General features: G+C 62.1%; 11 protein-coding genes and 2 pseudogenes. 12 read left to right on the top strand and 1 reads right to left on the bottom strand.

What is annotated here, in order from left to right:
- The first annotated feature begins 85 nt into the window (after positions 1–85).
- Together I0K15_RS03090 and guaA are read left to right on the top strand one after the other, a co-directional pair.
- Positions 86–250 carry a hypothetical protein gene (locus tag I0K15_RS03090; protein ID WP_196103980.1) on the top strand — a complete coding sequence of 55 codons (165 nt, stop codon included), beginning with the start codon at positions 86–88 and terminating at the stop codon, positions 248–250.
- A gap of 42 nt (positions 251–292) precedes the next feature.
- The gene (gene guaA / locus I0K15_RS03095) at positions 293–1,858 is read left to right on the top strand and encodes a glutamine-hydrolyzing GMP synthase (RefSeq protein WP_196103981.1); all 1,566 of its coding nucleotides are present in this window, start codon (positions 293–295) and stop codon (positions 1,856–1,858) included.
- A 334-nt stretch (positions 1,859–2,192) separates the two neighbouring features.
- Here guaA and I0K15_RS03100 read toward each other — a convergent pair.
- A pseudogene (locus I0K15_RS03100) lies at positions 2,193–3,295 on the bottom strand (IS3 family transposase); the annotation flags it as partial.
- A 1,022-nt stretch (positions 3,296–4,317) separates the two neighbouring features.
- On the opposite strand from I0K15_RS03100, the pseudogene I0K15_RS03110 reads away from it, so the two are divergent.
- The 10 genes and pseudogenes from I0K15_RS03110 to I0K15_RS03155 form a co-directional block, all read left to right on the top strand.
- Positions 4,318–4,545 (top strand): annotated as a pseudogene (locus I0K15_RS03110) (site-specific integrase); the annotation flags it as partial.
- 364 nt (positions 4,546–4,909) lie between these two features.
- Complete coding sequence (locus tag I0K15_RS03115) at positions 4,910–5,749, top strand: MurR/RpiR family transcriptional regulator (protein WP_196103982.1); 840 nt, start codon at positions 4,910–4,912, stop codon at positions 5,747–5,749.
- 106 nt (positions 5,750–5,855) lie between these two features.
- On the top strand, positions 5,856–7,001 hold the full coding sequence (locus tag I0K15_RS03120) for an ABC transporter ATP-binding protein (protein ID WP_230374260.1): 1,146 nt from the start codon (positions 5,856–5,858) through the stop codon (positions 6,999–7,001).
- Entirely contained in the window at positions 7,001–7,918 is a 918-nt protein-coding gene (locus I0K15_RS03125; protein WP_230374261.1) for a carbohydrate ABC transporter permease, read from the top strand. The genes I0K15_RS03120 and I0K15_RS03125 overlap by 1 nt, the downstream gene beginning before the upstream one ends.
- Positions 7,919–7,921: 3 nt before the next feature.
- Entirely contained in the window at positions 7,922–8,752 is an 831-nt protein-coding gene (locus tag I0K15_RS03130) for a carbohydrate ABC transporter permease (RefSeq protein WP_230374262.1), read from the top strand.
- A gap of 110 nt (positions 8,753–8,862) precedes the next feature.
- Complete coding sequence (locus tag I0K15_RS03135; protein ID WP_196103984.1) at positions 8,863–10,140, top strand: ABC transporter substrate-binding protein; 1,278 nt, start codon at positions 8,863–8,865, stop codon at positions 10,138–10,140.
- Positions 10,141–10,149: 9 nt separating this feature from the next.
- Positions 10,150–11,070: a metallophosphoesterase gene (locus I0K15_RS03140; protein WP_196103985.1), complete on the top strand. Its 921-nt coding sequence runs from the start codon at positions 10,150–10,152 to the stop codon at positions 11,068–11,070.
- Positions 11,067–11,732 carry an HAD family hydrolase gene (locus I0K15_RS03145; RefSeq protein WP_196103986.1) on the top strand — a complete coding sequence of 222 codons (666 nt, stop codon included), beginning with the start codon at positions 11,067–11,069 and terminating at the stop codon, positions 11,730–11,732. Before I0K15_RS03140 ends, I0K15_RS03145 begins: the two co-directional genes overlap by 4 nt.
- Before the next feature lie 15 nt (positions 11,733–11,747).
- The gene (locus I0K15_RS03150; RefSeq protein ID WP_196103987.1) at positions 11,748–12,779 is read left to right on the top strand and encodes an iron-containing alcohol dehydrogenase; all 1,032 of its coding nucleotides are present in this window, start codon (positions 11,748–11,750) and stop codon (positions 12,777–12,779) included.
- Positions 12,772–13,527: a glucosamine-6-phosphate deaminase gene (locus I0K15_RS03155; RefSeq protein WP_196103988.1), complete on the top strand. Its 756-nt coding sequence runs from the start codon at positions 12,772–12,774 to the stop codon at positions 13,525–13,527. Before I0K15_RS03150 ends, I0K15_RS03155 begins: the two co-directional genes overlap by 8 nt.
- Positions 13,528–13,690: the final 163 nt, after the last annotated feature.

Consider the following 13,690-nt stretch of genomic DNA (forward strand, 5'->3'; position numbering starts at 1 on the left):
AGCGTTTTGGTGACAATTCGCACCGAGGGTGACCCTACGTCACGATACAACAGTGGCACGTTCCGCCCCCCACGGAGTAACCCCCATGATGCGACTCGCCGTTTTCCTCCTCCTCTCATGCTACGTCCTGATCGGCCTTTTCGTGCTGTCCATCGCCCCCACCTCGCTGGGCGCGCCGTTCTTCCTCGGCTGCCTCGCCGTGGGCTCGGCGGTGGTCTGGCGCATGACGGGCCGGATCTCCGCGATCTGAGCGCGGCTTGCCAGAAGCCGCCGTCTGGCTTAACGGGCGGTCATGACCGATCAGAGCCATGACCGCCTCCTCATCGTGGATTTCGGCTCCCAGGTGACGCAGCTCATCGCGCGCCGCCTGCGCGAGGCCCGGATCTACTGCGAAATCCATCCGTTCCAGAAGGTGACGGACACCTTCCTCGCCGACTTCGCGCCGAAGGCGGTGATCCTGTCCGGTGGCCCGGCCAGTGTCACGGAAGCAGGCAGCCCTCGCGCGGCGGAGGGTGTGTTCGGTGCAGGCGTGCCGGTGCTCGGCATCTGCTACGGCCAGCAGGTGATGATGGAGCAGCTCGGCGGCCGCGTGGAGGCAGGGCACGAGCGTGAGTTCGGCCGCGCCTATGTCGAGCCCACCGGCGGGCACGGCGACGACGCGATGTTCACCGGCCTGTTCTCCACGGGTCGTGAGGAAGTGTGGATGAGCCACGGTGACCGGGTCACCGCACTCGCCCCCGGCTTCGAAGTGATCGGTGCCTCGCCCAACGCGCCCTATGCGATCACCGCGGACCCGGCGCGGAAGTTCTACGCGGTGCAGTTCCACCCGGAGGTGCACCACACGGTCAACGGCGCGCGGCTCCTGAAGAACTTCACTGATCTCGCGGGCTTCTCCGGCGACTGGACCATGGGCGCCTACCGCGAGGAGGCGATCCGCCAGATCCGCGAGCAAGTCGGCTCGGAGAAGGTGATCTGCGGGCTGTCGGGCGGCGTGGACTCTTCCGTCGCCGCGGTGCTGATCCACGAGGCGATCGGCGACCAGCTCACCTGCGTCTTCGTCGATACCGGCATGATGCGGCAGGGCGAGGCGGAGGAGGTCGTGACCCTCTTCCGCGACCACTACAACATTCCACTGATCCATGCGGACGAGGCGGACCTGTTCCTCGATGCGCTAGACGGCGTGACGGACCCGGAGCAGAAGCGCAAGACCATCGGCAAGCTCTTCATCGACGTGTTCGAGAAGCATGCAAAGTCGGTCGGCGGAGCGAAGTTCCTCGCGCAGGGCACGCTCTATCCCGACGTGATCGAGAGCGTCAGCTTCACCGGCGGCCCCTCGGTCACGATCAAGAGCCATCACAACGTGGGCGGCCTGCCCGAGCGGATGGACTTGGCGCTGGTCGAACCGCTGCGCGAGCTCTTCAAGGACGAGGTCCGCGCCCTGGGCCGCGAGCTTGGCCTGCCCGAGCAGTTCGTCGGCCGGCATCCCTTCCCCGGCCCGGGCCTCGCGATCCGCTGCCCGGGCGAGATCACGCGCGACAAGCTCGCGATCCTGAGGAAGGCCGACGCGGTCTACCTCGACCAGATCCGCAAGCACGGCCTCTACGACGAGATCTGGCAGGCCTTCGCCGTGCTGCTGCCGGTGCGCACGGTCGGCGTGATGGGCGACGGGCGGACCTACGACTATGTCTGCGCCCTGCGTGCAGTGACCAGCGTCGACGGGATGACGGCAGACTACTATCCGTTCTCCCACGAATTCCTCGGCGAAACCGCGACCCGCATCATCAACGAGGTCGACGGCATCAACCGCGTGACCTACGACATCACCTCCAAACCACCGGGCACCATCGAGTGGGAATGATTCCGAAGCGTTGAAGACGATCGGGAGCTATCAGTGAACAGTTGGTAGCCCGTTGTTTTCAAAATAAAAATACCTCTGATACATTCGCCTACTTTCGTCCTGCAAAGAAGTCTGACGACGGGCCGACTGACGGGACATCTTGGACTTGTCACAAGCGCATTTCAGGCATACCGTCATCATATTAAGCCCAGTTGACGGTAGTTTTTCGGACTTATCTTACTGATAAGGTTAGGAAAATGAGGAGGTGGAGGCACCGCACTGAGCTGACGGGATTCATGAAAGGAACCGCCATGCTCACCGATGTTGTGTCTGGGCCACTGATCAGGGGTTTCTCTAATATTGTTTCAGGAACGGGTGGGCGCATGTTGAGTGCCTGATGCGGGCAGGTGTGATTGTACTGCCTGAGCCAGTGATTGATGACGATCTGAGCTTGCTTGGTCGTCGTGAACCACTCCGCATTGAGAACCTCTCGCCGTAATGTCCCATTGAAGCGCTCGTTGTATCCGTTCTCCCAGGGTGATCCTGGGTAGATGCGGATGGGCTTGATCCCAACACGCCGAAGCCAGCCCTGCATCGCCTCTGCTGCGAACTCGGGTCCGTTATCGGACCGGATATACTCCGGGGAACCGTGGCGCAGCAGGAGCGGATAGAGTGCTTCGAGAACTTCGTCGGCACCCATCTTGGTGCGGACCACAACAGCCAAGGCCTGCCGCGTGAACTCGTCGAGAACCGTCAGCATCTTGTAACTGCGCCCATTGCTGAGCTTGTCATGCACGAAGTCTATTGCCCAAACATGGTTCGGGTGCGTGGGCCGAAGCCGGATGATCGAGCTGCCCTTGTGGTAGAGCCGCTTGCGCTTTTTGTGCCGCTGCGGAAGCTGCAATCCTTCCTCACGCCAGAGCCGCTCGACCTTCTTGTGATTGACCCGCCAGCCTTCCATGTGAAGCAGCTCCGTGATCTTGCGGTAGCCATATCGCCCGTACTGCTTCGCCAACCGGATCAGAGCCAACCGTAGCGCATCATCGTCTCTCTGTGTTGGCTGATATTGCAGGGAGCTCCGCGCCAGGCCAATCACCCGGCAGGTCCGCCGCTCAGACGTGGCAAGCTTCTGGCGTGTGTGAAGGACGGCCTGACGAAGCTCCTCTGTGGTCAGGCCCTGGGCTTTAGGTGGTTCAGGCTTTCCTTGAGTATGAGCTTGTCCAGTTCGAGCTCGGCGACGATCTTCTTCAGTCGGGCGTTCTCTTTCTCCAAACTCTTCATCTCCGACAGCTGCGACCGGCCCATCCCGCCAAACCGTTTCCGCCAGTTGTAGTATGTCGCATCGCTGATCCCGACGCCGCGGCATGCAGTGGCCACGTCATCGCCCGCCGTCAGCTTCAGCTCGATCTCACGCAGCAGCTTCAAGATGTCTTCGTCTGAATGTCGCTTCCTCGCCATGCCCAATCCCCCTCTCGCGGCCAATGTAATGGCCCAGTTCTAGGGGGGAAGGACAGCCCTGGTGGAACTGGTTTGGTGGCAATCCGAACGGATGTTGGGATTGGTGGGGATACGCTGGCGAAGACTATCTGAGCCAGGACGCCCCTCAGATCGCAGCTATCGGGCGAATGGCTGCCGCCCTCGGCGCGCGATTTACAGACTAAAGGACGGCCCTACTCCTGGTCTGTCTTGCGGAGGAAACTCTGTTCGCGGCCCATAGCCGACATTGGCCATGGGTTATAGTCGCTGCGGTGCGACCCGTCAGACCGGCCATTCGCTGCTTGCGCGAAATCAAACATCCGATGAGCTAGCGCTCTGCGGGACCTTGCAGCCGCTCATAGTTCGCAACTTAATGACTGCTTTCGAAGCTCTTTGACTCCAACCTAGGTCGCTGAGAGTGTAGGCGTTACAAATCCATGGTCGCAGCTAGGAAGTTACACTGGCCCGAGATTTCGATGATTGCAGACGTATTAGGAAACTGAATGCCCGACGCTTTGACAGGTCTGCTCTACGGAGTAGGCGTAATTTTGGTCCTCACGCGCTTCCTAGGGGGACAAGACCTTGGGATAATCAAAATACCAAGCCTTACTCCGAGAAATTCAAATCTTGCTTTGGGCATCGGTACATTCGTCATTTTAATTTTGTTGGCATACGAAAATAGAAATCTTCTGCTTGCCGTTGTGCGTAGCGAACCTGTGCCTTCTACCTTAAGATTTACGCCAGATCAGAAGACAGAGATCACGTTGCCCGATGGGGAGACCCTGCAAGCAGTATTGGAAAGTCGAATTTACTCGCAACATGACTACGTATACTTACGTTTCGCGGACGACGTTAGGCTTCAACTATATAAGTTAAGGTCGAAGCCGATTGGTTCGGGTAATCAAGGGTGTAGGCTTGAATTGATCTCGTATAGCGAGGTCCCGCCAACAGCAGATGTCGCACTGGATTGCCCCTAGCAATATATTCAAATGTGGTAGGCTCTTGAATATGCCCGGATCATGCACGACTGGATCACGCCGATTGGTCTAGAGGCAAGCGCCCATGGCACGCATTCGATGCGGAAAACCAAGATCACTCAGATCCACAAGAAGGCCGGCAACCTTTGTGCGGTTCAGCTCCTTCTGGACCACCCCAACATGGACAATACAGTTCGGTATCTGGGTGTTGAACTCGAGGATGCTCTAGCCATCGCTGAAGCCATTGAGGTTTAGCGTAGTTGGATCGCCTTCACGGGCGGCCCAAACCTGCCGTTGGATCATGGCTGTCGTCGCTACGGTGTGACTCACTAAACCGGACCCTCGCTGCACCAGCGAAAGTCGAGGCACGTGAAGTGCTACCATGACGACGAACAGCTATTCTCGTCTTACTTGTGATGTTCCGTCCTGCTAACGAGTAAGAAGCTCCGGCAAAATCGGAGCGGTTCAGTAAACGTTGTGGCTAACAACGCGCCTATATTCGCCCAATGCACGAGGGGAATGTGCTTCACGCCGCAGACTTTCCTGAAGACGACACATGCAGTAAGGAGTTCCCCGCAGAGCGGACGCCTCAACAGGCGTTGGAATTCGGAGAACAACATTGACCGAGTTGCTCAATGCATCCGGTTCGCGGATTGAGACAGGCGTTCTGCTCGTCCAACTCGACCAGGCGCGAAGTGGCTATCCGACTGCCTTGGCGAAGGCAGCAGGCTACATCTTGGAGAATCCCGAACTCGCGATTCATCAGTCCGTGGCGGAGTTGAGCAGCCACGCAAAGGTTGGCCAAGCGAGCGTCGTGCGCCTCTGCCGAGAGCTGGGTTTTCGCGGCTATACCGACTTCAAGCTCGCGCTTTCAGCGGATCTGGCAAAGCGCCAATCGCAGACTGTCGAAGCACCGGTCGGCATCCGGACACAGCTCGACGAGACCGCGGACACGCTGTGCCGCTCCATCCTCGACACGACCGCGCTCCTGAACCGGGACATGCTGGAGGTTTCGGCCACACGGATTCTGGAGGCGACGCGGATCGACTTGTTCGGGCTCGGTGTTTCCGGCATCGTGGCCGAGCTGCTGGGCTATCGTCTCCTGCGAGTGGGGCTGACAGCAAACGCCATGCGCGATCCGGCCCTGGCGCAAGAAGTTTCAGGGGGATTGGGACCGCATGCCGTCGTCATCGCCGTCTCCCAATCCGGCACCACAACCGAAACGGTGAACTTTGCTCGATCTGCTGCTGAGAAGGGAAGCTTCGTCATCGCCGTTACATGCCATCCGAAGAGTCCACTTGCACGACTCTCAAACGCTTACCTGCAGATGGCGAAACTGGATCAGCCCAGTTACGGCGGCCCCATCACCGATGTCCCTCGCGCGGTGATGGTCGGAGAGGCGCTTTCCCATGCCATTGAAAAGGCGGAAGCTTTCAAAAGAAGTGGTAATTTGGAGTAAAACTCCGCAAAATTTTATAAATCTGAAACAATGATCCGATAGCTCATCCATCGAAAGAGTGGGGAGCCATATCGGCATGAGAGGGCAGTCCGTCCGTCTTGGTGGGGTGAGCAAGTCCTTCGGTGCGAAGGACGTCCTGGATCATCTCGATTTGGAAGTAGCCGCGGGCGAGTTCCTGACGCTCCTAGGGCCATCCGGCTGCGGAAAATCGACATTGCTCAGGCTGATCGCCGGTTTGGAAGAACCGAGCACCGGGCGCATCGCGATCGGCGAACGCCGTGTCGATGACCTGCCGGCGAAGGCCCGTAGCCTCGCCATGGTCTTTCAGTCCTACGCCCTCTATCCGCACATGTCGGTCTTCGACAATATCGCCATGCCGCTGGTCATGCGGCGAATGAGTTTCGCACAGCGATTCCCCGTTCTGGGCCGGGCCGTACCAGGCAGCGGCAGCCTGCGGGCCGATATCCGGCGCGCGGTGGAGCGGACGGCCGACATTCTGGAGATCGGCCACCTGCTGCCGCGCCTGCCTGGCGCGCTTTCAGGTGGTCAGCGCCAGCGAGTCGCGCTCGGCCGCGCCCTTGTGGCCGAGCCATCCGTCTTTCTGATGGACGAACCGCTATCCAATCTCGACGTGCAGCTCCGGATGCAGATGCGTACGGAGCTGGCGGAGTTGCATCGGCGGCTTGGCATCACCTTCATCTACGTCACACATGACCAGACCGAAGCGATGACGATGTCTGGCCAGGTCGCGGTGATGATGGACGGCGCGCTGCTTCAAATCGGAAGACCGGCCGAGGTCTATCACCAGCCCAAGGACCTGCGTGTGGCGAGATTCGTGGGGCAGTATCCGATCAACATCCTGCCTGGCGATATCGATGCGGAAGGTCGGCTAAGCGGCCCGGGCATTACGCCCTTCGGACGCTTCTCCACCCGCGGTCCGGTCACTGTGGGTCTGCGCCCTGAGGATGTGGAGGTAGTAAATGCAGATGCCGGCACCCACGCGGCGCGCGTTCTTCATGCCGAGGATCACGGCGGCGACGTTCTCTACAACCTGCAGCTCGAGGACGCGCCCGACATCCAATTGCGCGCGCGGGTGGATGCGAAGGAACGCCGCGCGCAGGGCGCACCGGCCGAGCGGCTACACCTCCGCTTTCCGGCTGTCGCGCTCCACATCTTCGGACCCGACGGGCAGCGGCTCAACGTGCACAGCAAGCAGGCGCCGCAGTTGCGCAGCGTGGGCGGGACCGTGTGATGGCGGCGCTCGCCGACATGTTCGCCAGCACCCGACCGCGGCGCAGCGCCCGCGGTCTCTCCGGCTACCTATTCATCGCACCGGCGCTTGCTCTGGCCTGCTGCCTGATCGTCCTGCCGCTCGTCGCAGTCCTCTTTTTCAGCCTGACTGACTACACACTGGCGGCCGTCGAGTTCTCTTTCGTCGGATTCCAGAATTACGCCAGTGCATTCACGGAGCCAGGTCTGCGTGTCGCACTGACCAACACACTGCTCTATGTGGGGGTCGTGGTCCCCTGCGCAGTGGCGCTCGGGCTGCTGATCGCCCTTCTGGTGCATGAGCGGGGTCGGTCGCGCCGGTTCTACGAGATCGCGTTCTTCCTGCCGGTCACCGGCACGATGGTGGCGATGGCCGTGGTCTGGCAGTACCTGCTGCACGGGCGGATTGGGCCGCTCAACGCAGTCCTGTCAGGTCTTGGCTTCGAGCGCGTGGATTTCCTGACCGACCCGGACGCGGCGCTCTATGCCATTGCTGCGATCGGCATCTGGCAACTCACCGGCTTTGCCATGGTGCTGTTCCTCGCGGGGCTCACCGCCATCCCGCGGGACATCTACGAGGCCGCATCGGTTGACGGCGCCGATGGCGGGTTCGACCGCTTCTGGCGCATCACCCTGCCGCTCCTCGGGCCGACGATGCTGTTCGTGACGATCACCTGCTCGATCACGGCCTTCCAGGTCTTCGACACGGTGGCGGTGCTGACGCGGGGCGGCCCGATGAAATCGACGGAGGTGCTGCTCTACACCGTCTATCTCGAAGGCTTTCAGTATTTCGAGATCGGCCGCGCTTCGGCGCTCATCACCCTGTTTCTCGCCTTCATCCTGTTGTTCTCGCTGCTCCAGATCTTCGTGGCGGAGCGGCGGACCTTCTATGGGGGATAAGCGATGCGTTGGGCTCCAATGGCGAAGAAACTGCTCCAACACGGCGTTCTCTGCCTGCTGCTCGTACCGGTGCTCGCGCCATTCATCTGGATGGTCTCGACCTCGCTGAAGCCGGCGGAAGAGATCTTCGGCGCGCCGCTCCGGCTGATCCCGCAGCAACTGGCGGCGGCGGAGAACTACGGGCGCGCGCTCTTCGACGTGCCAATGCTCAGCTTCATGCTGAACGGGCTGATCGTCGTGCTGGGTATCCTGGTGATCCAGGTCACGGTGGCGCTTTTCGCGGGTTATGCGCTGGCCAAGCTGACGTTCCGGGGGCGGGACCTGTTCTTCGGGCTGGTGCTGCTAGCACTCTGCATCCCGATCCAGGTGCCGGCGCTGCCGCTCTACCTCGTGCTGGCGGAGCTACGGCTTCTCAACACCTATTTCGCGCTGATCCTGCCCTTCATGTTCTCGGCCTTCGCGATCTTCCTCTTCCGGCAGTTCTTCAAGGGCTATCCGGAGGAGGTGCTGCAGGCCGCCCGGCTCGACGGCATGACGGAGTTCGAGATCGTGCTGCGGCTGATCCTGCCCGGCGCGCGTCCGGCGATTGCCGCCTTTTCCGTCTTCTCGATCGTGGCGCACTGGAATGACCTCTACTGGCCGCTGATCGCCATCACCTCGATGGAACGGGCGACGCCGCCGCTTGGCATGGTGCTGTTCCGCGACAGCGCGCTCAGCGCGGATTACGGCGCTCTCACGGCGGGCGCGGTCATCATCACTGTGCCGCTCCTCGTCCTCTTCGTACTGGCGCAACGCCAGTTCGTGCGCGGCATCACCATGACGGGGCTGAAATGAGCGGCGCGGCCCCAACCCTTCTGATGGTCCGGACGTCTCAGGGACGACAGCGGCCACCAGGACCGGGAGCGATCCCGAACTCAGCGACCAAACTGATGGAGAATATTGAAATGGCTAGACTTCAAACCCTCGCACGGGTGTCGGCCCTGGCCCTGGTGGCACCTGTCGCCGCGATGGCCGACACGGTGGAACTGGACGTGGTCCACGCCTGGGGCGGGCACGCCCGGTTCCACGAGCCGATCGCAGCAGCCTTCATGGAACAGCATGACGGCGTGCAAATCAACTTCCGCGCGCCTTTGGCGAGCTATACTGAGGGGCACCAGACCATCCTGCGCCAGTCCCTGTCGGGCGACCTGCCGGATATCTGGTACTCTCCCTACAACCAGCTCGGTGAGTTGGCTGAAGCGCTTGAGGCGCGCGGCGACATCGTCGATCTGACGCCCATGATGCATGCTGAGGGCGAGGCCTGGATCACCTCCAACTATGCACCGAACGTGCTTGCGCTGGGTCAGGTCGACGGTACGCAATGGGGCATCCCGTTCAACGCGTCCACGCCCATTGTGTACTACAATCTCGACCTGATCGCCGAGGCCGGGCGGACGGCGGACCCGCTTCCCACCAGTTGGGACGAGATGATCGAGCTTGGCGCCGCGATTTCCGACACGGCCGATGACGTGGACGGTATCGCCTATTCCGTTTCCGAATGGGGCGATGATTGGCTCTGGCAGGCCCTCATCTTCAGCCATGGCGGGGCGCTGATGAACGAAGAGCGGACCGAGGTGCTGTTTGGCGGCGACGCGGGAGCGCAGGCGGTGGCGACGCTGGCACGGCTGGCGAACGAAACCGGGATGCCGCTCCTGAGCGAAGAGCAGACAGTTCAGCAGTTCGCGGCCGGCAAGCTTGGCGTCTTCATCGGTTCCACGGCAGAGGTGCGCATGATGGGCGAACTGGTGGGCGACAGCTTCGAGTGGCGCACCGGCCCGTTCCCGATCGCGGCAGCGGACGGCGGCCTGCCGACCGGCGGCAACGTCGCTGTGATCCTGAGCCAGGATCCGGCGGAGATCGAAGCGGCCTGGGAATTCGTGAAGTTCGCGACCGGCCCCGAAGGCCAGATGATCACGGTTCTGGGCTCGGGCTACATGCCCACCAACCTGCAGACCGCCTCCGACGAGTATCTCGGCGAGCACTACGCGGACAACCCGGACTGGACGACCAGCATGCAGCAGTGGCCGGTCGCCCAACAGTGGTTCGGCTATCCGGGCAATTCCGGCGTCCGCATCTGGCGCGAGCAGCAGGGCATCCTCGCCTCCATCATCCGCGGCGATGTAGCGCCTGACGCGGGGCTGGAGCAGCTCGTCAGCACCACCGAGTCGCTGCTGGATAACTGAGCGGCCAAAGTGCCGGACGGGGCCAGACGCGCTCCGTCCGGCGATCAGCATGACGGTAATCATGACATGAAACTCATTCACATCTCGGACACTCATCTCGTCGCGCCGGGTGCACAGCTTCTGGGCCTGGACCCCGACGCGCGCCTGCGAGAGGTCATCGCGTCCGTCAATCTCAACCACCCGGATGCGGATCTGTGTATCTTTTCGGGCGATCTAACGGACAGTGGCGATCTCGACAGCTATGTGGCGCTGCAGGCGATCCTCCGTGATCTCGCTCTGCCCTACCGCCTCATGCTCGGCAATCACGACCACCGTTCGCATTTCACCCGTGTTTTCCCGGAGCATGTGCATTCCGCAGAAGGATTCGTGCAAACGCTCCACCGCGGCAATGACGCGGACCTGCTCCTGCTCGACAGCCTGAACGATGCGCATCCCGCGACTGGACGCCTCTGCGACGCGCGGCTGGGCTGGCTGGAGCGGGCACTGCAGGCCCCGACGGAGCGCCCGCTGATCGTCTTCGTCCATCATCCGCCATTCGACATCGGCATGCCGTGGTTCAGGCCCATGCTGCTGGAAAATGGAGCAGATGTCCTGGCGCTGCTCCTGGCCCACGATCGCGTCGCCCATCTCGCATTCGGCCATGTTCACCTCGACACGAACGGGGTCCATCGCGGCCTTTCGTTCAGTTCGACGCGCGGCACGGCTCACAAGATCGCCTTCTCAGAAAGCGCTAATGAGACTTTCTACACCGCCGCGAGCCCCGGGTACGATGTCCTGCTGGCGACGGAGACAGGCGTCATTGTCCATCACGAGACCCCCCGCGACTGGCAATCGTTGATCGCGCGCGAGCAGGCGACAGCGGACGGCAAAGGTATCTTCGAGATCTTCGGCCGGCCTCAGGCGCCCTCCCATGCCGGAGGACTGCTGTGACCCCGGAACTTGTGATCTTCGATTGCGATGGCGTGCTGATCGATAGCGAGATCATCGCCTGTGCGGTGGATGCGGAGGAGCTGAACAAGGAGGGTTACGAGATCAGCGTGGCCGATGTCGTGCGCCGCTTCGCCGGCATGCCCGGCGTTGCGATGCGAGAGACCGTCGAGTCCGATCTCGGCCGATCGCTTCCCGCCGATTACGACCAGCGGATCGAGGACCGCGTGCTTGCGGCATACCGCACTCAGCTCAAGGCGATCGCGGGCGCAGCGGAGACGATCGCGACACTGCCCTGGCGCTACTGTGTCGCCTCCAGCAGCCGGCCCACCAAGCTCTGCCTCGGCCTGATCGAGACGGCGCAGTTCGAGCTCTTCTACCCGCATGTCTTCTCCACCAGCCTCGTTCCGCGGGGCAAGCCCGCACCCGATATCTTCCTCTATGCTGCCCAGCGGATGCAGGTGACCCCGGAACGCTGCCTCGTCGTCGAGGACAGCGTGGCCGGCGTACGCGCCGGGCGCGCGGCGGGCATGCAGGTGGTCGGGTTCACCGGCGGATCGCATTGCGACGACAATCACGCCACGCGACTGCACGAGCATGGCGCCCACGCGGTCATCGACCGGTTCGACGACTTCCTGCCTGCCGTCGAGCGGCTGGCGGCCTGAGTTGAGAAAACAGACATGAATCAGATCGACTACGGATTTCCCACCGTCCTCGGCCGGAACCTGATCGCCGAGCTTCCCGCCTTCGTCCACGCGCCTTTTCTTGTGGTGACGATGGACGATCTCGCTCCGATCTACGAGCGAGCGCTGAGTGGCTCGGAGATGATCGTCTATACCGTCCGTTCGATCGATGAAGCAGACCTGCGCCGCGATCTCGAAGAGCTTCCGCGGGTGGAGGCGATCGTGGGGCTTGGTGGCGGCCAGGCGCTCGACGTGGCGAAGTACCTCGCGTGGCGGCGCCGCCTGCCGCTCTTTCAGGTCCCCACGGCGCTGAGCGTCAACGCCGTCTATGGCCACCGGGCCGGGCTGCGTGTGGACGGGAAGGTGCGGTACATGGGATGGACCATCCCGGAATCGGTCTTCATCGATCTCGACGTCATCCGGTCCGCGCCGCCGCAACTGAATTACTCCGGCATTGGTGACGTGCTGTGCTTTCACACCGGCGTCCTCGACTGGAAATATGCCGCCGCGCAGGGCAAGTGCGAGTCGAAATGGCCTTACGATCCCGCGCTTGCCGCCCAGTCGCTATCCAAGGTCGAGGCCGTGCTGGATGCGACGGGCGACATCCGCGACCTCACCGATAACGGGATCGAGGTGCTTCTCGACGGGCTGAAATGGGGCACGAGCTATCACGGGGCCGGCTGGAACCCGCGCCACATCGAGGGGATCGAGCATTTCGTCTTCTATGCGCTGGAGCACTATACGGGACGGAAGTTCCTGCACGGCCAGCCGGTCTGCCTCGGGCTTTTCGTCGGTGCGGTGCTGCATGACGTCCGGCCGGACGAGATGCTGCAGGCGGTGCGAGCCGTCGGCGTCGACATCCGGCCTGCCGCAATGCGCATCACCTGGGACGATGTCGAGACGGCGCTGACGCACCTGCAGGACTTCGTGCACGAAGCCGGATTGTGGCATTCCATTGCTCACGACCAGCCGATCACGGCGACGGAGGTGGCGGAAATCCGGGATCGGGTCGAGGCCGCCTATGGGTGAGAGCGCAAGGCAATTGAACCGGGGTTTCCATGTCGAGATACGCAGAGGCGCACAGAAGGTCGCAGAAGAGGTCGCAGGCCGGATCATCGCCGCCCTTCGCGTCCGCCCGGCGCTGACGCTGGGCCTGCCGACCGGATCCACAGCGATGCCCGTCCATGCCGCGCTGGTTGCGGCCCATCGCGAGGGCCGGGTCAGCTTTGCCCGGTGCGACGTCTTCGCGGTCGATGAGTATCTGGGCCTCGAAGCGTCCGATGCGCGGTCCTATGCGCGCTTTCTGCGAGATCATCTCGTGAGCCATATCGATCTTCCCGCCGCGCAATTTCACGTGCCCGATGGCCTCGCTTCGGACCCGAGTGAAGAGGCGGATCGCTTCGCACAATCCCTAGCTCAGCGAGGCGGCTTCGACCTCCTCTTTCTCGGCCTGGGCGCGAACGGGCACCTGGCGTTCAACGAACCGGGCTCGCCCCGCGACGCCCGCACGCGGTACGTGCAGCTCGACGAGAGTACGCTCGCCGCAAACAGCCGCTTCTTCCGCAATAGCAACGAGCAGCCGACGGAGGCGATTACCATCGGTCTCGCGGAGATCATGGAGGCGCGGCAGGTGATCGTTGCAGCAACCGGTGAGAGCAAGGCCCGAGCTGTCGCCGCCATCCGGAACAGCCAGCCCGTGTCCGTGTGCCCGGCCGGCATCCTGAATGGTCATCCCAACGCCTGTCTCATCATTGATGAGGCTGCGGGAGGGTCCTGAGGCAGCCGTCTTTTGCATTGTGATTAGCAAAAAAGACCTGAAGTCTTTCTCAGTCCCACACTGTCAAGAATCCGACATATCCCTGTCATGGGTTTCTGCTATGTCGGTCACGAACGGTGTTGTGCTGGATCCTGACAGCTTCTCCGATCAGTTCCGCTGATCC

This window comes from Pontivivens ytuae, assembly GCF_015679265.1.
GTDB classification, from domain to species: Bacteria; Pseudomonadota; Alphaproteobacteria; order Rhodobacterales; family Rhodobacteraceae; genus Pontivivens; species Pontivivens ytuae.